At 39.0% G+C, this 22,089-nt stretch carries 20 protein-coding genes; 11 read left to right on the top strand and 9 right to left on the bottom strand.

Annotated features, from left to right (window positions below):
* Positions 1–151 precede the first annotated feature (151 nt).
* Complete coding sequence (locus RE476_RS05375) at positions 152–673, bottom strand: nitroreductase family protein (RefSeq protein ID WP_309309377.1); 522 nt, start codon at positions 671–673, stop codon at positions 152–154.
* Positions 674–837: 164 nt separating this feature from the next.
* Here RE476_RS05375 and RE476_RS05370 point away from each other — a divergent pair, with 164 nt between their 5' ends.
* Positions 838–2,094, top strand: a complete 1,257-nt coding sequence (locus tag RE476_RS05370) for a hypothetical protein (protein ID WP_309309376.1) — start codon at positions 838–840, stop codon at positions 2,092–2,094.
* Positions 2,095–2,109: 15 nt separating this feature from the next.
* Positions 2,110–2,334 (top strand): hypothetical protein, encoded by a 225-nt coding sequence (locus RE476_RS05365; RefSeq protein ID WP_309309375.1) that lies wholly within the window; start codon positions 2,110–2,112, stop codon positions 2,332–2,334.
* A 69-nt stretch (positions 2,335–2,403) separates the two neighbouring features.
* Here RE476_RS05365 and ilvC read toward each other — a convergent pair whose 3' ends face one another.
* The 7 genes from ilvC to RE476_RS05330 form a co-directional block, all read right to left on the bottom strand.
* On the bottom strand, positions 2,404–3,411 hold the full coding sequence (gene ilvC, locus RE476_RS05360) for a ketol-acid reductoisomerase (RefSeq protein ID WP_309309374.1): 1,008 nt from the start codon (positions 3,409–3,411) through the stop codon (positions 2,404–2,406).
* Positions 3,412–3,455: 44 nt separating this feature from the next.
* Positions 3,456–3,941, bottom strand: a complete 486-nt coding sequence (gene ilvN / locus RE476_RS05355) for an acetolactate synthase small subunit (protein ID WP_309309373.1) — start codon at positions 3,939–3,941, stop codon at positions 3,456–3,458.
* The gene (locus RE476_RS05350; protein ID WP_309309372.1) at positions 3,938–5,635 is read right to left on the bottom strand and encodes an acetolactate synthase large subunit; all 1,698 of its coding nucleotides are present in this window, start codon (positions 5,633–5,635) and stop codon (positions 3,938–3,940) included. The genes ilvN and RE476_RS05350 overlap by 4 nt, the downstream gene beginning before the upstream one ends.
* Before the next feature lie 116 nt (positions 5,636–5,751).
* Entirely contained in the window at positions 5,752–7,230 is a 1,479-nt protein-coding gene (locus tag RE476_RS05345; protein WP_309309557.1) for a (R)-citramalate synthase, read from the bottom strand.
* A 259-nt stretch (positions 7,231–7,489) separates the two neighbouring features.
* Positions 7,490–8,536, bottom strand: a complete 1,047-nt coding sequence (locus RE476_RS05340; RefSeq protein WP_309309371.1) for a M42 family metallopeptidase — start codon at positions 8,534–8,536, stop codon at positions 7,490–7,492.
* 123 nt (positions 8,537–8,659) lie between these two features.
* Positions 8,660–9,217 (bottom strand): PEF-CTERM sorting domain-containing protein, encoded by a 558-nt coding sequence (locus RE476_RS05335; RefSeq protein ID WP_309309370.1) that lies wholly within the window; start codon positions 9,215–9,217, stop codon positions 8,660–8,662.
* 128 nt (positions 9,218–9,345) lie between these two features.
* Positions 9,346–12,060 (bottom strand): DUF1616 domain-containing protein, encoded by a 2,715-nt coding sequence (locus RE476_RS05330; protein ID WP_309309369.1) that lies wholly within the window; start codon positions 12,058–12,060, stop codon positions 9,346–9,348.
* A gap of 336 nt (positions 12,061–12,396) precedes the next feature.
* Between RE476_RS05330 and RE476_RS05325 the strand changes: the two genes are divergently transcribed.
* Positions 12,397–13,071 (top strand): M48 family metallopeptidase, encoded by a 675-nt coding sequence (locus RE476_RS05325; protein ID WP_309309368.1) that lies wholly within the window; start codon positions 12,397–12,399, stop codon positions 13,069–13,071.
* A 9-nt stretch (positions 13,072–13,080) separates the two neighbouring features.
* The gene (locus tag RE476_RS05320) at positions 13,081–13,317 is read left to right on the top strand and encodes a hypothetical protein (protein ID WP_309309367.1); all 237 of its coding nucleotides are present in this window, start codon (positions 13,081–13,083) and stop codon (positions 13,315–13,317) included.
* A gap of 20 nt (positions 13,318–13,337) precedes the next feature.
* Here RE476_RS05320 and artC read toward each other — a convergent pair whose 3' ends face one another.
* A complete protein-coding gene (gene artC, locus RE476_RS05315; RefSeq protein WP_309309366.1) occupies positions 13,338–14,165 on the bottom strand; it encodes an archaeosortase C in 828 nt (275 codons plus the stop codon).
* A gap of 218 nt (positions 14,166–14,383) precedes the next feature.
* On the opposite strand from artC, the gene RE476_RS05310 reads away from it, so the two are divergent.
* The 7 genes from RE476_RS05310 (at position 14,384) to RE476_RS05280 (ending at position 21,363) form a co-directional block, all read left to right on the top strand.
* Positions 14,384–15,172 carry a polysaccharide deacetylase family protein gene (locus RE476_RS05310; protein WP_309309365.1) on the top strand — a complete coding sequence of 263 codons (789 nt, stop codon included), beginning with the start codon at positions 14,384–14,386 and terminating at the stop codon, positions 15,170–15,172.
* Positions 15,173–15,190: 18 nt separating this feature from the next.
* Positions 15,191–16,195: a lipid II:glycine glycyltransferase FemX gene (locus tag RE476_RS05305; RefSeq protein ID WP_309309364.1), complete on the top strand. Its 1,005-nt coding sequence runs from the start codon at positions 15,191–15,193 to the stop codon at positions 16,193–16,195.
* Positions 16,196–16,276: 81 nt separating this feature from the next.
* Positions 16,277–16,645, top strand: coding sequence for an acyltransferase (locus tag RE476_RS05300; protein ID WP_309309363.1), 369 nt, complete (start codon positions 16,277–16,279; stop codon positions 16,643–16,645).
* On the top strand, positions 16,642–17,676 hold the full coding sequence (locus RE476_RS05295; protein ID WP_309309362.1) for a DUF354 domain-containing protein: 1,035 nt from the start codon (positions 16,642–16,644) through the stop codon (positions 17,674–17,676). Before RE476_RS05300 ends, RE476_RS05295 begins: the two co-directional genes overlap by 4 nt.
* A gap of 26 nt (positions 17,677–17,702) precedes the next feature.
* Positions 17,703–18,566, top strand: coding sequence for a glycosyltransferase (locus RE476_RS05290; RefSeq protein ID WP_309309361.1), 864 nt, complete (start codon positions 17,703–17,705; stop codon positions 18,564–18,566).
* Between the two features lie 2 nt (positions 18,567–18,568).
* Positions 18,569–20,122, top strand: coding sequence for a hypothetical protein (locus RE476_RS05285; protein ID WP_309309360.1), 1,554 nt, complete (start codon positions 18,569–18,571; stop codon positions 20,120–20,122).
* Between the two features lie 284 nt (positions 20,123–20,406).
* Positions 20,407–21,363 carry a glycosyltransferase family 4 protein gene (locus RE476_RS05280; protein ID WP_309309359.1) on the top strand — a complete coding sequence of 319 codons (957 nt, stop codon included), beginning with the start codon at positions 20,407–20,409 and terminating at the stop codon, positions 21,361–21,363.
* Positions 21,364–22,089 lie beyond the last annotated feature (726 nt).

The following is a 22,089-nucleotide window of genomic DNA, read 5'->3' as shown; positions in this document are numbered from 1 at the left end:
AGGATAAAATCCATTTTAAGGCTTAGAGACGAATTGTAGACCTATTTCCTGATAATAATCCACTATAAATGGGTCATTCAAATCTACCACCTCCAATCAATCTACACAAACCAATGATTATCTTCAATTTGTCTCTGCCTCCTTTTTTTAATTAAAATATCTCTCCATACTTTTCACGGTATGTAATCTCATTCAGATCTTTTCTGGTACTATTTTTTCCAATTTCTGCAGGTTTGCCTATTGCAAGCACTGCCATCAGTTCCATAGTATCAGGACAATTGAGAATCAAGTTAACTTTATTTGATTGGTTGAGTATTTCTCCTAGCCAGACTGCTCCAAGTCCAAGGTCACAGCATGCGAGAAGCATGTTCTGTATTGATGCACCAATAGCCTGTATATCTTTTGTCTTGTTGTACATAGTTTCGGTATCAAGGTAAACGGCTATAAGCAAAGGTGCATTCAGGATTATATGTGAATAATGCGTGCATTCTGCCAGTTCATTCATGTTTTCCTTGTTTTCAATCACAATGAATTTCCATGGCTGGTTGTTCAGGCCGGATGGTGCCCATCTGCCTGCTTCCAGTATGGTTCTAATATCTTCATCTGTTACTTCGTCTGTTGTGAATTTCCGAACACTGCGCCTTGATAGTATGGTATCTATTGTTTCTGTCATATTCTAGCTTCCTGTGTTGCCTAATTTGTACCACTAATAAAATAATATTTTCCGGTCATTTATGGATAAGAAGAATTATAAGATTACAGTTTATAGTTAAAATTACTGTTCTCTTTAGTTCAGGTTGAATAACCCTTATCAATCAATAATGAGAAGGTCGTGCTATGGTCAAAAAACAAACCCTGAAGAACCGTGAGTTTGGTTATGAGCTTTCTGGTGTGGAGCATAAACTCATATTTGATAGTGATGAAACAGGTTTTGTTCGATTTGATGGTCGAAGCAGGCGGATTTTCTATCTTGATCCTTCTCCTTTTCTCCCTACGCCAAAAAGAGATGTATACATAATAGCCGACGAATCTGTTCCGACACCAAACGTGAATGATCTGATAAAAGTCACATCATTTGAAATAGAGAGGGTTGTAAAGGGCACATTTGATAATCTTGTTAATATTGATGTCCGGTATGTTAAAGCATGGACAAAAATCGATCCAAATAAACTTCTTCACAGAAAAGTAATGGATCAGGAAGAATACGTTAATTTCTTTAAGCATCCATTTAATAGGGCAGACGAAAACATTGATAATATTTCTCAGTGTCTTGCAATGTGTTCCGTTTCATCGAATGCAATTGGTATCAATGAAAAAGGTGGTATTGATTCCGGAATAATTGCAAAGAAAAGTGGATGGGATTCCTTTCTTTCTTTACAGAAACTAGTTCCCCGGGAATTTAAAAGTGTAAAGTCGCCTTATTTTTATAGTTCTTCTGAGGTTGAAAATAAAATAAACCCCTTAGGCAGCATGGAGGTAAATCTTTCAATATTAATGCCCAAAGAGACATTTGTGCATGTACCTATAGTTTTTGATGCTGAAATGCGTCCAAAGTCCGCTTATTCTGCAGATGTATCTTTTGAGATTCCCTTTGTAAGGGCTCATCTTCTGGATGCTTTGATGTTTCAACCGGAGATTACTCAAAAAGCAGAAAAATGCTTGACCGAGCGGATATATGATATGACTGAGACATTCACGAACTCACATAATTTTGTTTATAAGCAGGATCTTGGTGACGCTGCTCCTAAACTAGGGTCAAGTATTGCCCGAATGAACTTCAGCAATGAAGTTACCGTTGCCAATGTACGTGAAGGCTTTGATATCTGGATGGATATGTTTGCACATGCTTCTAAGTTTCAGAAATCCAATCTATCTCCAAGGGACATATTCCGTTTGCCTGCAGAAGCAGCGCAATTGTATCTGCAACTAGAGGATAATTTTGGTATTGATGTGGTAATCTCCATGAAAGATGTTGAAACAATGTCTTTGCTTACTCCTTTCGAGTTATCGAATGCTATTGCTGCATTGAGGGGTGCAGGTGCACTATATTCTCCGAGAATTGATTTTATTAAATTACTGGCATTTAAAATATAATTGGGACGGGCTACGATGGACGAAGATATTAATGAACTCGGTAAAAGGGCAACTAGGTTAGGTTATGAACTCATGGCTCTGGAAGATGAATTAGATATTATTATTGAGGGCATAGAAAATACTACCAATGTAGACGAAAAAGTGGAACTGATACGTCAAAAGGGCAGAATTGAGTGTGAGATAGCGGATATTAAAGATGAAAGATACAAGCTTAATGAAAGATTGCTCAATTCATTCTAATTAAGAAGTGGATACTGCGAATATTCTAATCCATTAAATAATAAAAAAAGATTGTGTAGACCAGATGGTCTACTTTTCGTTCAATTCACTGTTAAGCCAGGGCATCTTAGCTCTGATCTGCTTACCGATGACTTCGAGAGGGTGTTCCCTGTCCTGTCTTTCCATTGCAGTAAGGACTGGTCTGTTTGCCTTGCCCTCAAGTACGAACTCGCGAGCGAACTCTCCGTTCTGTATTCTCTCAAGTGCTTCGTACATGGCTTCTCTGGAAAGCTCGTTGATGACTTTAGGACCAACTGTCATTCCACCGTATTCTGCAGTGTTGGATACTGAGTACCACATCTTGTCAAGGCCGCCCTCGTGGATAAGGTCAACGATGAGTTTCAGTTCGTGGCATGTCTCAAAGTATGCCATTTCCGGCTGGTAACCAGCTTCAACAAGTACTTCGAATGAAGTCTTAATAAGGGAAGCTACTCCACCACAGAGGTCTACCTGTTCTCCGAAAAGATCAGTCTCGGTTTCCTCACGGAATGATGTCTCATATACTCCGGCACGTGTACATCCTACTCCCATTGCGTGTGCAAGGGCAAGGTTCTTTGCGTTGCCTGTTGCGTCCTGATAGACTGCGATAAGTCCGGGTACGCCTGCTCCGTCCCTGTAGGTCCTTCTGACGAGGTGGCCTGGGCTTTTTGGAGCTACCATGTATACATCGATGTCCTTCTGTGGGATGATCTGGTTGTAGTGGATATTGAATCCGTGTGAGAATACAATTGCATTGCCTGCTTCAAGTCCTGGCTCGATCTCGCTGTAGTAAACCTGTGATTGTACTTCATCAGGAAGAAGTATCTGGATGACATCGGCCATCTTTGCTGCATCTGCAACTGTCATGACCTTAAGTCCATCTTCTTCTGCCTGTTTCCAGCGTCTGCTGCCTTCTCTAAGGCCGACGGTCACATCAAGTCCTGAATCATGCAGGTTCTGTGCCTGTGCATGTCCCTGGCTTCCGTAACCCATCACTGCGATCTTTTTACCTTTCAGTAAGTTAAGGTCTGCATCGTTATCATAATACATTTCTGCCATTTTATGTACCTCTTTAATTGAAATATCTATAAGTGCTTGAATAATTAAGAATTCTTCTGTCCTCTTCGCAGGGCAACTTTTCCGGTCCTTACCATTTCCTTGATCCCAAATGGCTTTAGTAGCTGCTCAATAGCAGTTATCTTGCCTTCGTCACCTGTAACTTCAATTATCATGGACTTTGAACCAACATCTATGATGCGGGCACGGAATATGTCTGCAATCTGCATTATCTCGGAACGGTTGGCTACTTCAGAGTTAACCTTTATGAGGGCCAGTTCCCTGTCAACAGACTCTTCTGATTTAAGATCACTGACTCTGATGACATCAATGAGTTTGTTGAGCTGTTTCATGACCTGCTCAAGGACATCATCATCTCCCATTACTACGATAGTCATGCGGGAAATGGTTGGGTCGTCAGTAACTCCTACTGTAAGGCTGTCGATATTGTAACCTCTTCTTGAGAACATGCCTGCGACTCTTGAGAGTACTCCGTATTTGTTCTCAACCAGAACTGCAAGTGTATGTCTCATTCTTTCTTCTCCAGATCAAGTATTTCGTTAATTGCAGCACCTGCCGGTACCATCGGTGAGACATTCTCTTCGCATTCGACAATGAAGTCAATTACAGTAGGTCTTCCTGATGCGATGGCCTCCTCAATTGCTGGGCGTACTTCTTCACGTTTGGTGGCTCGAAGTCCCAGTGCACCGTAGGCTTCTGCAAGTTTTACAAAGTCAACGCTGTTCTGTATACAGGTTGAGGAATATCTTTTGTCATGGAACAGTTCCTGCCATTGCCTGACCATTCCAAGGTAGCCGTTATTGAAAATCGCTACTATTACAGGCACATTTTCCTGAACTGCCGTTGCAAGTTCCTGTGAGTTCATCTGGAATGAACCGTCACCTGCAATGTCAAAGACTATTTTATCAGGTCTTGCAATTTTGGCACCGATGGATGCAGGGAATCCGTAACCCATGGTTCCAAGTCCTCCGGATGTGATAAAGGTCCTTGGTTCGCTGAACCTGAAGTACTGGGCAGCCCACATCTGGTGCTGTCCTACTTCTGTAACTATGATTGCATCCTTGCATGCTTCGCTTATCTGCTCGATGATGTACTGGGGTTTGATTCCATCACCAGTTGCAGGTTCTACATAGTAGAGAGGATTGTCTTTCTTCCAGTGGTCTATCCTTTTGATCCATGCTTCGGATTGTGATGGTGATGCGTATTTCAAAAGCTTTTGCAGTATCCACTTTGCATCTCCGACAATTGGTATATCGACCTTTACATTCTTTGATATCTCTGCAGGGTCGATGTCGATGTGGATTATCTTCGCATTTGATGCAAATGCCTTGAGCTTGCCTGTGACCCTGTCATCGAACCTTGCTCCTACTGCGATCAAAAGGTCTGATTCCTGAATGGCATAGTTGGCATACTTGGTTCCATGCATACCGGGCATTCCCAAAAACAGTGGGTGTTCCACGGGGAACCCGCCCATGCCTGTAAGGGTTGTTGTTACAGGCGCGTTGATCTTCTCTGCAAATTCACGAAGTTCTTTGCTTGCTTCTGAACTGATGACTCCGCCACCTGCATATATGACCGGATTCTTTGATCTTCCTATCTCTGAAGCTGCTTTTTTTATCTGCTGGAGATTGCCCTGATATGTGGGTTTGTATCCTCTCAGATTTACTTTGTCAGGGTAATAGAAATCAATTTCCTGAACAGTGATATCCTTTGGAAGGTCTATGAGTACAGGTCCCTGTCTGCCGGTGGATGCTATATGGAATGCTTCTTTGATTATTCTTGGAAGGTCGTTTGCATCCTGTACAAGGTAATTATGCTTGGTAATTGGCATTGTGATGCCGGTAATATTCGCTTCCTGGAAAGCGTCATTTCCAAGAAGGCTACTTGGTACCTGTCCGGTAAAGACTACCATTGGTATGGAATCCATGTATGCATTTGCAATGCCTGTTACAAGGTTTGTTGCCCCGGGTCCTGAAGTTGCCAGGCAGACTCCTGTCTTTCCGGTAGCTCTTGCATACCCTTCTGCTCCGTGGACTGCAGCCTGTTCGTGGCGGACTAGTATATGACGGATATCCGCATCATAAAGTTCATCGTATATGGGGAGCAGTACGCCTCCCGGATACCCGAAGATGGTATCAACACCTTCTCTGTACAGGCACTCGATGAAGGCTCTTGCACCTGTCATTTTTTCCGTCGATTCAGTCATATAAAACCTCTAAATATTAGTTAAATTGGTAGTTAAACTGGTAAATCAAATTTTCAAATCAAATCTGCGTGTAAATTGCCAGTATCTATCTTAAAAGTTTCTGACAATCTGACACTTCAGATAAGGCGGTTTATTCCATTAAGGACTGCTTCCACAGAAGCCATGACTATATCTGTGCGTGATCCTCTGGATGTTACCATCTTTCCGTTCTTTGAGAGTTTCACCAATACTTCTACAAGAGCATCGGTTCCTCCACTGATAGCATCTACGTGATATTCTTCAAGCTGCACATCTGCAATGCCTGATATACCCTTTTTGATACTTGCAAGTGTTGCATCCACAGGTCCGTCTCCGGTAGCTGCCTCCACAACTTCTTTTCCGTCAACCATAAGTTTGACAGAAGCGGTTGGGGTTACTTTGTTACCTGATACGACCGTGAACTCTTCAAGGGCGACTCTTACATCTCTCTGGATATCGAGCACTGTTTCGGTGATTGCTTGCAGGTCTGCATCGGTGACTTTCTTTCCGTGGTCTCCAAGTTCCTTGACGCGGTTGAGAATTTCATGGAGCTGTGGGTCATCGACTTCGAATCCCATTTCTTTGACTGCCAGTGTAACCGAACTTTTGCCTGCATGTTTTCCAAGCACGATCTTTCTTTCCCTGCCAAGCACCTCAGGGTTAATAGGTTCATATGTGCTTGTATCTGCCAGCAGTCCATGCACGTGGATGCCAGCCTCATGGGTAAATGCATTGCCGCCGATAAGTGATTTATTTGGTGCCACAGGTAGTCCTGTGAGCCTGCTTACAAGCCTAGAGGTCTTGAAGATCTCTTTTGTATTGATTCCGGTCTTACATTTGTATAGCCATTCGATGGTCATCACAACTTCTTCCAGGGCCGTGTTACCAGCTCTTTCGCCAATGCCGTTTATCGTTACATGGGCTTGTTGCGCGCCTGCCTTTAAGGCTGCAATGGTGTTGGCTGTTCCAAGACCAAAGTCATTATGGCAGTGGATGCTGACCGGTGCCTTTACTGCAGAGCATATGTCGCTGAAGACGACTTCTGTCTTCTCTGGGACAAGTAATCCTACGGTATCACAGAAGCATAATCTGTCAGCTCCTGCTTCTACTCCGTCATTGTATAGTGACTTCAGGAAATCAATGTCTGCCCTTGAAGCATCTTCTCCGCTGAGTTCTACAATGAGGCCGTGTTCCTTTGCGTATTCTGTTACGTCTACAGCCATCTGCTTTACGGTTTCCCTGTCTTTCTTAAGCTTTACATTGATATGAAGGTCTGATACGGGAGCTACAAGGTGAATGGAATCCACATCACATGCCAGTGCATAGTCTACATCTGGCTTCATGATCCTGCAGTAGCTGCATATCTCTGCGTTCAGTCCTTCGGCAACCACGGCTCTTATGGATTCGCGCTCACCTTCTGAGGTGATGGCTGAGCCTGCTTCTATTACATTTACGCCAAGTTCATCAAGCTTTGTAGCAATAGTTACCTTATCCTCGCTGGTAAGTGCTACACCTGGTGTCTGTTCGCCATCTCTAAGAGTTGTGTCTAAAAACCGGACATTTTCGAATAATACAATCCCTCACAATATTTGTCTGCTACTTAGTAGCAGCTTAGGGAAGTACACTGAAGTGCTATATATGTATAACGATTAATTTATCATGATTCGTCATGAGGATGCCATGTTATTTTCCTGATGCTCAGTTCGTAGTATAATGTCTTTTTTGAATGATTGGAAATAAATTCACATCCGGGAAGTGAAAAGAGACGGTTACGTGGTGGTTTTACTGATCTGATAACCTATCAAAAAAAAGTAAGGGAAAAAAATCCTTCCCTGCTTAGAAATAGTCGTTGACACTGAGAACTGCCTTTGCCACGAGGTTTGAGCAGTGCTTCAGGTCTGCAAGGTCCAGAACTTCTACAGGTGAGTGTATATACCTTGTTGCAACACTCAGGACTGTGGATGGAATGCCCTCTCTTGTAAGATGAATGGCCGTTGCATCAGTTGTACCGCCATCTCCAACATCTGTCTGGTATGGGATCTCGTTCTTCTCTGCTGTTTCCACAAGCCATTTGACTACTTGTGGTGAAGCTATTATGCCTCTGCCTGCTGCATCAGCTATGGTTATAGCTCCACCTTTACCGATGTCAAGTACAGACTCATTCTTACTGATACCCGGGTGATCTCCTGGTATGGTTGTATCAATTGCTATTGCAATGTCGGGGTTGAGCCCGAATGCTGATGTGCGTGCACCCTTAAGGCCAACTTCTTCCTGCACTGTGCCTACAGCATAAACGGTTGCTTTAATGTCCAGTTCTGCTATCTGCTTCATAGCATCGATGACTATGGCACAACCTGCTCTGTTGTCAAATGCCTTTCCTGTTATCTTGCCGTTTGCAAGCTTCTTGACCTCACGGTCCATGGAAACAGGGGTTCCTATGATGATTCCCATATTTGTGGCATCTTCCTTGTCCTTAGCACCAACATCAATGAACATATCCTCTGCTTTTGGAGGCTTTTTCCTGTCTTCTTCCTTCATGACATGTGGTGGCTTTGATCCAATTACTCCCGGAATAGGTCCCTTTGTTGTATGGACAACAACCCTCTGGCTGTGCAGTGTTGGGTCATACCATCCACCAATCTTCACAAACTTAAGGAATCCATTGTCATCAACGTATTTGACCATCAGTCCGATCTCATCCATGTGTGCTGCAAGCATTATGGAAGGTCCTTCTCCTTTTTTGACGGCGATGAGATTGCCCATCTTGTCTACTCTCATCTCATCCACATATGGCTTTAGCTCTTCTTCGAGGATGGTCCTGATATTCCCTTCGCTACCGGATATGCCATGGGCATTTGACAATTTAGTGATTAATTCTTCCATGATGATCATCTTCTGATGTTATTCAGGAAAGTATGGGGTTAAAAGAATATAAGTGTTAGAGTAAGAAAAAGAATTTGAGAATTAGAACAAAGAATAAAAAAAGATTGGAGTAAGTTAGTTAACTTACTCTTCCTTACGGCGCTGCATGAAGAATGCAAGGCCGAGTATTGCAGCTACTGGGAGTGCAATTGTTGGGAATTCTGGGATAAGCTGAACTGATTTTGAAACAGTTTGGAATTCTGTTATTGCACTCGAGGGGATGTTGGTACCATCTGGATTTCCTGCACCTACTTCTACAGTATACAATGCTTTTTCGGGTGCTGTATCCTTTACTTTTATTGTTACAGCGCCAATGTCCATGTATGCATTTGCCCCAGCAGGGTTGAACTTTACGTTATTCAATATTACCTCGATATCGTTGTCGGAAGCAGGTACTGGTGATTCTAACGACACATTACTTTTAATTATCTTGTAATAGAAATCATCATTTACGTCATTATCTGATATCCCGCTTGCATAATAACTTAGGGTTATTGATGCACCTGGTTTCAATTGCAATGGATTTTCAAGATTTACAACATTTCCAGTTTCGTCATAGAAAACTGCTTGATATGCACTTGCAGTCCCAATCATTGCAATCATTGCAATCATGGCTATAGCTAGTATTATTAATTTCTTCATTTTCGTACCACCTTCTAATAATTATTGTCTAACTAATAATTATTGTCTAATATTGTTTCAATGTAGCATCTTTCTATATAAACATTTGCAAATGTCGTTATATGGTTATCCTCATAATTATGAGTTACTTATGAGATTACGTGAAAACTCCATTCTTTTATCTTGGTGTTTCCTGCCTCATCTGTAACACTCAGGTACACTTCTACTTCACCATTGACAAGTCCACTTGTAGGATAAGTTATAGATACATAATCTATCTCGGTAATTTCGCTATCTTTCGTTACATCTATTCCATTAATCCGAAGGACGATCTTACTTTTATCAATCCCTGAACGATCATCAAAAAACAAAGCTATGATTGCTGGGCTGTTTGTATTCACGTTCTCTCCATCACTAGGGTTGAAACTCTTAATGGTAGGTTCTACCCTATCAATAATGAATGTATCTGTTTCATATAAGCTATGGGAATTCACTGTCTTTGCAGTTACAGTCACACGTGCTACCCCATCCTTCATAATATCATCCATCACGACTGTATATACGTATTTATTGCCAGATGAACTTTTAAGGTTCACATCTAAATAGTGTCCGTATACATCTGTTACTGTTACGTGTGGTTCTTCCTTTAAGGCAATAGATGGGATAATGCTAATCTCTACATCATCAGATGTTTTTTCAGGATCGATATTTATTGATAGTTCTTCCGCAGATATGTCTGTGTATATAGTGCCAAATGTGTAAGCTGTGTTGTTGGCGTTGTCTTTTGCAGAGATTTCTACGTCATAATCATCTTCTAATTTCACGGTGTATTTAGCAGTCCACTTTATGTTGTCGCTAGTTGAAAGTTTTATATATTCTGCTTCGCCAAAAGTGTGTGGTGTTATTAAGCATTTAACTTCCATCAGAGGTTTGTTTGATTCTACTGTAAGATATGTGGTACTACTAGTGGGGTTTGGCGTGATGTCAAGTTCTATTTGTGGTGTTGTACTATCTAATTTTATACTGGCATCAGCAAGAGGGTGCTCCATTTCTTCATTAAGGACATTATCAACAGCTCTTGATTTGAAGTAGTACGTCTTACCCATTTCTCCTTCGAATTCTGCTGAGATTGATGTAGTTTTGCTTAACCATCTCTTCCAGTTAATGCCATCTGTGCTGTAATCTATATTATAATAATAAATGCCAGAACCTTTATCGGTTCCGTTCCAACTGACTACAAACTTGTTTTCGTTCACACTTTGTGGGAGCTGGAGTACTTTTGATACTGGAAGATCAAATTCAACAGTGTTATCTTCCTTCATGTATGGGGATATAGATGAAATCGGCATGAAACTCACTTCATCTATGGAAAACTCGACAGCTTTAAGATTCATGTTACGATTCTGTGCTAGGGCAAATGTTAGCGTGTTCTTCCCTTCTAGTATGGTAACAGGTACTACTACATGTTGCCACCCTTCATCGCCATTTATGCCATCTGACCATACTATTAGATTATTGAGTGTAACTCTCTTGAACTGGTATTCATCCTCACCAGAAGTTCCTCCTGTGTAGTTATCCTTTAGATAAACTGAAAGCAACACATCTTCTGTTATGTTACTGTATATCTCCTGCTGTAGATAGTACTGCTCATAACCTCCTTGTCCCCAATACCCTTCAAAAGTATTGTTGATAATAAATGCCCTGGATGTGTAGATGCCTGATTCATTCAGGTAATTACCTATTACTGATGTTTCATTACTAGATATGAATGTCCAACCGCCATCAGATTCCATTGAAGGGTTTTCCATTTCTATAAAGTTTATTATTTTGGAATCTGTTGTATCAATAGTTTCCGTACTTATTTCCTGAGTTACCCATAGATGTACTGACCTGTATGCGAAATATCCAATTTCTTCTTTGTAAAGAGCAAACTCGAGTTTCTGCCTTCCCTGCTTGAATTTTGTAGGTGTCAGTACAAGTTCCTGTTCCCACTTATCTTCATGTCCAAGTGTTACTTCGATTTCGTCCAGCACACTACCATCCAGTTTTGCCTGTAGTATGTAGTTGACATCAGCATGTTCGTAGTTTTCTATGCCTGCAATTATGTGGATAGGATTTGATGTGGAGAAATTCTCTGGATAATTCTCAGCCTTTCCATCAGGTCCTAGTATATATAGTGCAGTAAAACTTTCTTTTTCCCTGGTTGCTTTTGCATAGGCAAACATAGCACCTGCAATAATTATGGAAAGCACCATTGCTATCATGAGTGCTTTTGTGATCTCGGGGGGGATTCTGTTTGTATTGGGTTCTGTTGGGGTTGTGCGGTTTTTTTTACGTACCGAAGATATCTTTTTTCGATTACTTGCAGAGAATCTCTTATCCATTTCTGTGCTTTGATATTTTGTTTCTTCAACTTCTGTATGGACCTCATCGTCAGAATTCAGTGACTGGATAAAAGCACTGTATGAAAAGCTGAATTGTTCATTTTCAGGAAGGCGTTTTCTGGAAATATATATAAGTATGATGAAGATTGCCGTAAGAATGACAAGCGATAACGTTATTGAATTTGGTCTGAATTTCCATTCTGTGAGGCTGACAATAAATCCATCAAAGACCATAATCACAATACTGAAACCAACACTCAGGGTAAATCGTTCTATTCCTGAAATTTCCTTGTTACTCGGGAACAAGGCTGATATAAATGCATATCCGGGTATGAAAAATATGATCAATAGGGCAAAGAGTATCCTTACCAGTGCTATCTCGTTAAACGGTGGAATGAGTATGAATACAACCGATAGTAACGACGCAACCAATAATAGTTTAAGATCCTGGGTATACGCGCATTTATTAGAGCCGAACATCTGTTCACGAGATCCTTGTAGGGTGATTAATATATAATGAATTATTTATGAACTGAGTGTAATTATTTGCTAAAATATATAAGTATAGGGTTCTATAATATTACAGCTTCTTAAATCAGGCACATTTCAACTAAAATAAAAAGAGGGTTCTCTATTAAAAATAAGGTGTGGATATATTTTCTGTTTATCATAATCTCCCTGCCCATAGTATCTCTGATATTCTATTTTGGAGGTGTCACTGCTGGATTGGTAAGCTTGCTTATTCTGTATCTGTTAAGCAGGCAGATCTACCTTTCAGCTTCCAAAATAATGATGAGGTTGTACAGGTGTGAATATATGTCTCCAGGGGAATACGTAGATGCACACCAAATGTTGAAGTACCTTTCAGAGAACTTTTCCGTTAAATGCCCTAAGCTTAATATCTTTGATTCATCGACCCCAATCATCTTTACAGTAGGCTCTAATAAAAAATATAACATTGTAATGTCCTATGGGCTTCTGGAGCTTTTAAGTAATAATGAATTGGAAGCCATGCTCGCACGTGAGGTGGCTCGCATCTCCGAGGGAAATGTGTCCCATAACACTTTTGTGGCCTTTGTTGCGGGTATCATTGCTTCTTTCTCCACGATCGCCATGTGGATGTCTCTGCTTGGAGGTTTCGGACAGGAGGACGATCCTGCACCAAAGTTCATACGGTTTGTCGCAATGGGTCTTGTAATGTTCCCAGCTTCGCTGGTCGTATATCTTGGATCGGTGGATTCAACCTTATATTCAGATATAATGGCTGCTAAGGCATTGGGGAGCAAACAGTATCTTACTTCAGCCCTGAAGAGGGTCCATAATGACATTAATCTGAATTCTGTTGAATATTTCAATCCCGGCCATGTTCACCTTTTTGCAATGAATCCAGTTAAGGTGAATTCACTTTATGATGTCCATCTATCCCTGTTTGAAGCAAAACCGGATATTTCGCAGCGTTTAAAGGCTGTTGAGGGAGTAGAACTGAATTGAGGTACTATCATGTTCTCTGAGATAAATTATCTTTACACAAGTCTTATGGACTGGCAAAAAGCACTGATATTCAGCTTTGTTTCCTACTCTGTGGTTCTTTTTGGCATCATTGTGGCCATTACATTCATACTGAAGGATTTCAAGTTCCTTCTTGTATTCGGTATCACTTTTGTGTATATGGGTGGCCTGATAGTTACTATTCTTGTAGCCACAAAAATATTCAAAAAAAGGTTGATAGAACGCTAGATGCGTTCTTCATATGTTTTTCATTTCTTCCTGTTCATAATGTACATTATGCCGCCTGCGGTCAGGGCGAAGATAATCCAACCTATGTGTGTGTGGACCATCATCATAATATCCATGCCATAAAGGTATGCTGTGATGTACAGTATCACTACTCTGACAAGATTTGCAAGGTATGCGATCAATACTGCCAGTCCCAGAAGTCTTGAAGATTGATTGATATTCATTCGTTCGATCCTTGAATATCCTGCCACTATGCCTATGAGCAAGAACATGGAGTAAAGGCCAGAGCATGGTCCTCCTATGACTATGGTCATGGGTACTGCTCCATAGAGGATAACTGTCTCGATGGCTATAATCTCCACCGGGATGCCGAAGGATTTTATCAGGGCAACTGTGGGCATAAGGACGAAGTAATGGTCAAAAAGATGCAGGAAGTCAATGTTAAAGAATCCAAATAATGAGTAGAAAATCAGATATAGTACTGTGAACACAGAGGATATGTAGAAACCCAATTCTCCCATCTGTTTAATGTCCTTTTTGTTAGTTCCCATTGCCATGAGTGAAACACCAAGGAAAAAGACCATTGAGTCAAGGGTTCCGATATCACTTTTGTTGACATAATTATATATGAGGTCTGCAGCTGCAATGAAGCCGCCTATTATCAAATAGTTCCTCGAGCTTTTCAATCCTTCATTACTTGTGAGAGTCATTCTTGACATTAGCAATGCAGCTACAATGAAGAGCACTATGCCCATGGTTGTGGAACCCTCACTGAGCTCGATGGTCGCTCCGGTGAAAAGTGCAAGTACTATAAGGATAATTATTATGTTTTTATTTTGATCCAGCATTTTTTTACCTATAATTCGAATCATTAAACTGTTATATATAGTTGACCAGGCCTATCATCATTATCATTTTTGCATCCGGGTGCTAACTTTATATAGCATAGTTTAATTATATTTCGATTATAACATTAATTGGCTATGATGCCATAAATGGGAGTTTTTGATGGTCATTAAGTATAATGATTGGCTACGATTTGTCAATCGCCAACCGAGGTACTGATTTGAGAGATTTTACATTATCCAAATACAGGGAATTGATTGAAGCCATTCTTTTAACTAACTATGACACAACACCTATTCACGACTATCTTACATCCCCTATGGGCAAATGTATAATCATGCGTCATGATGTGGATCGTGCTGTGGAGCGAAATCTTGCAATGGCCCGGCTTGAGGCGGAGTTTGGTATCAGATCAACGTATTACTTCAGGCATGTCAGGGATGTTTTCATTCCTGCTGCGATTCGGGAAGTGGCTGAGCTGGGGCATGAAGTTGGTTTCCATTACGAGGTCATGGACAAGGCCAAAGGAGACGTCCGTTTAGCTCTTGAAATATTCAAAGAGGAACTTGAGGACTTGCGTCAATATGCTGATGTAACCACTGCATGTATGCATGGAAATCCTCTTGCATCATGGTCCAATAGGGACATGTGGAAAGATCACGACTTCAGAGATTTTGGAATCATAGGGGAGCCATATTTCTCTATAGATTACTCAAAAGTCCTCTATCTCACTGATACCGGCAGAACATGGGCTGACCGGAACATACGCGTGAAGGATGTTCTTGAATCTCCGGATAATGGATTAAGTGTTAGATATGGCAAAACGATAAAAAGTACAAATGATGTTATAAGCCTTATCAGTAAAGAAGAAGTGGACCAGATATGTATACTTGCGCATCCCAACAGATGGTGTGATAGAATGCTGGGCTGGACAAAAGAACTGGTCATGCAGAATGTGAAAAATGTGGGCAAGGCTGGTATTATACAGTACCGGAAAATAAAGGCTTGAAGTCAGAGTGATTGAATAATGGTAACAATAACTGAAACCCTTGACAAACATGAATGGGATGATTTTGTATCCAACCATCCGCAGGGTAACATTTTCCAGACTTCCATGATGGCTGATTTGTATGGCAAGACCAAAAACTATGAGTCTATTTGTCTTGCTGCAAAGGACCCTGTTTCAAATAATCTGCTGGCTGTTATGCAAAGCGTTATCATTTGTGAAATGAAAGGTATTCTTTCCTCATTTTCATCGCGTGCTGTCCTACATGGTGGACCTCTGTTTGTAGATTCAGATAAGGGAAGAGAAGCTGTCCAGAGCATGATGGAACACTACGATAAACTTGTAGGGAGAAGGATAGTGTACACTCAGATAAGGAACATGTGGGATACGGAAAATTGCCTGCAGATATTTGGTTCAATGGAATATGATTATGAGCCACATCTTGATTTTCTCATCGATCTTAACCGAAGCAAGGGGGATATATGGCAGGATATCCAGAAATCTCGCAGAAAGGGTATAAATCGTGCAGAGAAAAGTGGCATAACTATCAAAAAGGTGGACAGCAGAGACGAGCTGCAGTCATGCTATGACCTGGTGCTTGAAACATACAAACGATTCAAGGTTCCCATTGCAGATATTTCTCATTTTAAGGCTGCCTACGATGACCTATCATCAATAGGTCTTGCAGACTTCTTCATTGCCTTAAAGGATGATGAGGCTGTAGGCACAAGAATAACACTGAACTACAAAGACATGGTCTACGACTGGTACGCAGGTTCGAAACAAGGTGTTGATTATGTAGATGAAGCTCTTGTATGGCACATTCTTAAAGAGAATGCTGGTAAATACAAAGTATTCGATTTTGGAGGAGCCGGCCATCCCGACAAACCATATGGTGTGAGGGAGTTTAAGAGAAGGTTTGGTGGGGAAATGGTAAATTTTGGAAGGTATGAGAAAGTGCATTCCGGGATTAGGAAGAATATTGCAGGAATCGGTCTTTCTGTGTATAAAAAGGTAATGTTGTGAGTGATCATGCTGTGGAGATCCAGAAAAAAGCTATTTAAGTTTCTTGCAAAAACTCTCCCTTGCTCATCTCTGAGATTATTCTTGTATCGAAATTGTGGATATCAAATAGGGGATCAGACCTATATTGCAGAAGGTTTGACAATTGCAGAAAAACTTGAAGATAAGGGTAACATAGTCATTGGTAATAGGGTGGCAATAGGGCCAAATGTGATCTTACTTTCATCATCCGATCCTAACAATTCCAAAATCTATCCTCATGTAAAAATACAGAGGGGAATAGTCATCATCAAAGATGATGCATGGATTGGTGCAGGAGCTATCATAATGCCGGATATAATTGTTGGAGAAGGGGCTGTGGTCGGTGCAGGCTCTGTAGTGACCAAAAATGTAGATGATTATTCAATAGTTGCCGGTGTCCCTGCCAAAAAGATTGGAGATGTTGATAAATGAAGGTGTTGTTTGATATTGGTCATCCGAAGGATGTCAATGTTTTTAAAGGTGTCATCTCTGAGCTGAACGATAAGGGACATGAAGTACAAGTGTTTGCGAGAGCTAAAGAGAATACAAGGAGAATGCTTGATGATTTGGGCATTGAGTACCATTTATGCAATTATTATTCGCACATTCTGGGTAAAGCGTTAGGAATACCAATTAATGATTATCGATTATACAAGTTTTCAAAAGATTTCAAACCAGATATATTTGTGAGTCCTGGTTCACCATACTCTGCTCATGTGAGCCGATTGCTTGGAAAACCACATATTGCGTTTCCTGATACTGAGATCGCTGGAATTGTAATGAAATTAACATTTCCATTTACGGATAAGATATACACATCAACAAGTTTTTTCATTGATTTGGGGCCAAAACAAGAGCGTTTTGAAGGATACTATGAAATGGCATACTTGCACCCAAAGTATTTTACACCAAACGAGTCCGTTCTTGACAAGTATGAATTAACGGATGATTATATTGTATTAAGATTGTCTGCTCTTGGTTCTCATCATGATGTTGGAGCACGTGGGTTCAATTTTGAGTCCGAAGATGATTTGCAAAACTTGATAACTGTATTGGAAAGATATGGACGAGTTATTATATTTTCTGAGATTGATGACTGGCAGCTCATCGAAAAGCATCGGTTGAATATAAATCCCAAAGATTTACATGATATATTGTACTTTGCAAAAATGTATATTGGTGAAGGTGCGACAATGGCTTCTGAGTCTGCTATATTAGGTGTCCCTTCGATATATGTCTCTAATACCAAACGTGGCTATCTGAATGAACTTGAAAGTAAATATGATCTGGTATACACAATTGAGGATAAGAATGTTGCAATCCAGAAGGCGGAATCTCTTTTTGAGGATTCTGATTTAAATTTAAAATGGCAAGAGAAGAGTCAACATTTATACAACAATACTGTTGATATTGTGGAATTCATTGTTGGGGCAATAGAAAAAACACTTGAAATTGGTAAATAAATATAATTGTTCAGTATGGTGTATTTATGGGAAAATATGATTATATTGTAGTGACTCCTTGCAAAAACGAAGAGGAATCGTTACCTAGCTTGATTGATTCAGTTATTAATAATACAATAAAACCCAACCTTTGGGTCATAGTAGATGATGGTAGTACTGATTCAACGCCATTAATTTTAGAGAATTTGAAGAATAAAGTTGAATGGGTCTACGTAATTAGTGAAAAAGAGTCAAAAAGAGATTTGAGTTTTCACTATGCACAAATAGTTGATAGTGCTATAAAGTATTCAATTGATTTTTGTGACAAGAATGCTATTTCTCATGAATTCATTGCTTTGATAGATGCTGATATGGTTCTGGATAAGGATTTTTTTGAAAAGATACTTGGTCAGTTTGAAACTGATCCTGATCTGGGTGTATGTAGTGGTTCAGCAGCATACTATTTAGGGGATAAATTAGTCCATGAAAACGGCCGGTCACAAAATCCGATTGGTGGGTTGAGGGTCTGGAGGAAAGAATGCTTCGAAGAATCCGGTGGATTTCCATTAAGTTATTCTGCAGATTCTGTGTCAAATGTCATGGCGATACTTTCTGGTTGGAAAATTAAAAAATACAATGATATTATAGCAATAACGTCACGTCCTACTAATAGCACTGAAGGATTATGGAAAGGCTATAAAGTGAGAGGTATTTCTGATTATTACAGAGATTACTATCCAATCTATGTACTATTAAAATCATTGAAATATTGTATCAAGTATCCTTTCTTTTATATCGGAGTTGCTTATTTATACGGTTATATCTATGGAGTGCTAGTGGTTAGAGAAAAGATTGATATGCCTGAAGTTCGATGTTACTACAGGAATAAATATAAAGAATTCTTTGATTAATTATGGAACAAAAAACAAGTTCATCCATAAAAACTTCTCTTTTAATTGGGAAGAAAGCCAAAGTATGTTTGCTATCATTATTGATTTTACTCAATTTAGCACTACGCATTCCAAGCATTCCTCATGAGAAAGGTTACGATTCATTCTTTATACACTCTCTCGCAAATTCAATTTCAATCTTTGGAGATGCACAATGGTGGATTAACTGGCTTTCAGTTTTTGGTTTTTACGCATATTCATATGCAAGTGCAGTACCTTTTGTCCTGTCTGGGATGCATCAATTGTTATCAATCGAGATGGAAGTAATTATTTTAATCTATTGTGTAGTTACTGGCGTTTTTTCTATATTTACAGCTTATGTTTTAGCAGGTAGATTTTCTTCAAAGTTTACATTTAAATATCTTGCTGCTTTATTTTTTTCAACATCTCCTGGGGTAATGCTTTTCTCTACATGGGAAGTAAGTACCAGAGGTCTGTTTATAGTTCTTTTACCATTGTTTATTTATTTGCTCATATCTGAAATACATTTGTTTAAAAAAATAATTCTCTTGTTCTTATTGCTTGTTTTCCAATTTTCCATACATCATCTTGCCTTTATTATTATCCCAATCATGGTTGTTTATACGTGCCTTCTTTTATTAAGAAGGACAAAATACTTTGATACAATACAGTTGAATTTGTACCTAATTATTTTACCCATAATAGTTATATCTATTATCTTGCCTTTTATTAATCGATCACTTGTGGAGTCTGGATCCAGATATAGCTGGCTAATCACTTCTTTAATATCCTTGGTAAGGCAATCGGGTCCCCTGTTCGTTCTTTCAATTGGAGGTTTCATTTATGGTCTATTCAAAAAAGACAAGTCAATAAATGAACTTCTTTTACTTATTCTTTTTACATTGTTTATTCCGGCTATTTACTTACATGCTTATGGGGCTTATTTGTTGTTACTTTTGATTGTATTATTTATTAGTATATCTTTTTTTAATGTTACTGAGATTTCGATTAACAAAAGGTTTTCATCAGTTATTTTTATCATGATGATATTATTGAGTGTGACTTTTACAGGCTTTTATAACCATAATCGTACAGGAGAATCTGATGCATATTGGTATATGACTCAAGATACTTATGTAACTGGCATATGGGGTAAAAGTTATATTCCTGATAATTCTTATGGTCTGGATACTGCATTTGAAACAGGACGATTGTTTGCTGTTTCAGAAGGTCATCCAATTACACCAACTATTAGTGCAGGCAATTTAGCTTATGGATTTATTAAGGAGGATGAAATAGAATATGTCCAGAATAGTTTCTTACAAAAGGACTTCTATTTTGAAGGACCTTATGTTGTTAAAGGTGGGACTACTGTGTCTGGTCGCATGGAATGGTTAAGACAGGCAGCTACAAATATGGAACAACTGAGTGAGTATAAATATTTTGTTCAAGATAAATATTACATTAAACCTGTGACAAAGGTCGTGGAACAGAATTATGGCAAAGTATACGATAGTTCAAGGATGGCTATATGGTACTTTGATCATGATAAATAGCTGTTGAGCTTTCAATTTATATAATAATATTCCTTACTGGTACTAAACGTAATTCCATGTGATGTACATTTCATTTATTACTTACTAATCGAAGACGTACATTTTCATAAGGGGGCATATTTATTAAAGATGATTTAAGCTTAGTTTATTATTATCCATTCAGTGAAGGCGCTCCTTCGTCCGTAGGTCAAAGTATTTTCGAACATCTTCTCAAAAAAAGAGATAAATTACCTTTTACTGATATTGAAATATTTTCGCCTTCAAAATACGAGGCTAATATAAAAATGAAGTTCGAAGATGTCAATATATATTCTGAAAAAAATATTATGGATGTGCCACACAGTATTGTCCATATTCCAGTCAGTCCTCATATCTATCCCAATAGTAAATTCCTGTTGCATGTTTATTCAAAATTAAAGAAATATCCTTTAATATTTAATTATCATGGCGATATTAGAAAGGAAGTAGAATTGAATTATCACAGCAACAAATCAATTAACTACTCTTATATTCCAACTTATTTTTTTTTACCTTCTTTATTGAAAAGCGCAGATCAGCTTATTGTCCATTCATATTTGTTTAAAAACTTGGTTGCTGAAAACTATGGAGTCAAAACTGCAAAAGTAATTCCTAATGCTTTAGATAATTATTGGTACTCACCAGAACATGAGTTAATGCTTAAAAAAGATGGATTGGAATTCTTTTATCATGGAAGATTATCTGCAGAAAAAGGAGTAGATATTTTGATAAAAGGATTTCATAGATTCATGTCTAAAAGAAAAATAAGTAATGCCTTTTTATATATTGCAGGTACGGGTCCTCTAAAAAAAAATCTTGAAAAATTAATTTATGATTTGAAGTTACAGAATAACGTGATTTTACTTGGAAATGTAGGTAAATACATTATAAAATCATATCTAAAAACAGTAGATGCTGCTATCTTTCCTTCATTATGGGATAACTTTCCACTTTCTTATATTGAAGCTTTCGCCTGTGCAAACTGTCCAGTTTATTTTTCCAAAAAGGCAGGGATATATGATTTTACACTCATGAGTAGCAATAAACTTTATGCGTTTGAACCAACTATTGAAAATATATGTGATATAATTGCTGCAGTTTATGGGAAAGATTATGATGAGGGTGTGATTAAACAACAAAAGGAGTTTGCTCTTAATTACAGCTGGGACCGTGTAATATGCGATTACGTGAATATGTACATAGAATTTTATGAAACTTGTTGATAGATAATTATAATCCAAGTTTGCCAATCAAAAGTAATAAAATGGTTCTTAATTTTGTCGTAGTCGGCAAACATGCAATAAAAAATAACAATGTCTGGCACTATTTCAAATGCGAGTATATGTTTTCCTATCGGAACCATTCTAGCTGTAAACCAACTCTATGATTTCCCCAATTTTTCACTGTTTTTGGGAAATACAAAAAGAATGGTATTGATATCAACGACCTGATGGAAGCACTTGTGAGCTATAAGTTCACAGATAATTTCAGCATAATAAAGTTAATCTGTGGATCAACCGTTTTGAGGTTCTCGACATTTTCAATCTTCTCAAATTTAGTGGAAGAACTTTGTACAGGATTCTTGAAACCTTGGGAAATAATCGTGAAACGATTGTTTCCGATATCAGGGTAGATTGTTCACTCTATATGATTTTGAACACACCAACATAAACATGGACTGGACCAGCATTGTTTTGTATGGGGATAAATCTCCTCTTGGAAAACATGGGTACAGCGAGATTACAGGCCAGATAAGAAACAGATTACTTTAGGCATTTCAGAACTTGCAGCTCCTATTAACATACCCATTGGGATTACTGCCCAAAAAGGTAATGTACCTGACAATACTTATTTCAAGAATGGAACTGTGATTATTGGATTCATTGCATAATTGTTCATATTACTGATGTAATATTAATTCGATGAACTCAAGCATAAGTCAATAAAAT

This window comes from Methanolobus mangrovi (assembly GCF_031312535.1).
In the GTDB taxonomy this organism is placed as follows: Archaea; Halobacteriota; Methanosarcinia; order Methanosarcinales; family Methanosarcinaceae; genus Methanolobus; species Methanolobus mangrovi.
Note: the sequence above shows the minus strand (reverse complement) of the source record. Positions and strands in the feature narration are given on the sequence as shown.

Bases quoted from the DNA above. Each gene is read 5' to 3' on its own strand.
- RE476_RS05375 (WP_309309377.1), bottom strand. From the start codon at position 673: ATGACAGAAACAATAGATACCATACTATCAAGGCGCAGTGTTCGGAAA.
- RE476_RS05370 (WP_309309376.1), top strand. From the start codon at position 838: ATGGTCAAAAAACAAACCCTGAAGAACCGTGAGTTTGGTTATGAGCTT.
- RE476_RS05365 (WP_309309375.1), top strand. From the start codon at position 2,110: ATGGACGAAGATATTAATGAACTCGGTAAAAGGGCAACTAGGTTAGGT.
- ilvC (WP_309309374.1), bottom strand. From the start codon at position 3,411: ATGGCAGAAATGTATTATGATAACGATGCAGACCTTAACTTACTGAAA.
- ilvN (WP_309309373.1), bottom strand. From the start codon at position 3,941: ATGAGACATACACTTGCAGTTCTGGTTGAGAACAAATACGGAGTACTC.
- RE476_RS05350 (WP_309309372.1), bottom strand. From the start codon at position 5,635: ATGACTGAATCGACGGAAAAAATGACAGGTGCAAGAGCCTTCATCGAG.
- RE476_RS05340 (WP_309309371.1), bottom strand. From the start codon at position 8,536: ATGGAAGAATTAATCACTAAATTGTCAAATGCCCATGGCATATCCGGT.
- RE476_RS05335 (WP_309309370.1), bottom strand. From the start codon at position 9,217: ATGAAGAAATTAATAATACTAGCTATAGCCATGATTGCAATGATTGCA.
- RE476_RS05330 (WP_309309369.1), bottom strand. From the start codon at position 12,060: ATGTTCGGCTCTAATAAATGCGCGTATACCCAGGATCTTAAACTATTA.
- RE476_RS05325 (WP_309309368.1), top strand. From the start codon at position 12,397: ATGTCTCCAGGGGAATACGTAGATGCACACCAAATGTTGAAGTACCTT.
- RE476_RS05320 (WP_309309367.1), top strand. From the start codon at position 13,081: ATGTTCTCTGAGATAAATTATCTTTACACAAGTCTTATGGACTGGCAA.
- artC (WP_309309366.1), bottom strand. From the start codon at position 14,165: ATGCTGGATCAAAATAAAAACATAATAATTATCCTTATAGTACTTGCA.
- RE476_RS05305 (WP_309309364.1), top strand. From the start codon at position 15,191: ATGGTAACAATAACTGAAACCCTTGACAAACATGAATGGGATGATTTT.
- RE476_RS05295 (WP_309309362.1), top strand. From the start codon at position 16,642: ATGAAGGTGTTGTTTGATATTGGTCATCCGAAGGATGTCAATGTTTTT.
- RE476_RS05290 (WP_309309361.1), top strand. From the start codon at position 17,703: ATGGGAAAATATGATTATATTGTAGTGACTCCTTGCAAAAACGAAGAG.
- RE476_RS05285 (WP_309309360.1), top strand. From the start codon at position 18,569: ATGGAACAAAAAACAAGTTCATCCATAAAAACTTCTCTTTTAATTGGG.
- RE476_RS05280 (WP_309309359.1), top strand. From the start codon at position 20,407: ATGAAGTTCGAAGATGTCAATATATATTCTGAAAAAAATATTATGGAT.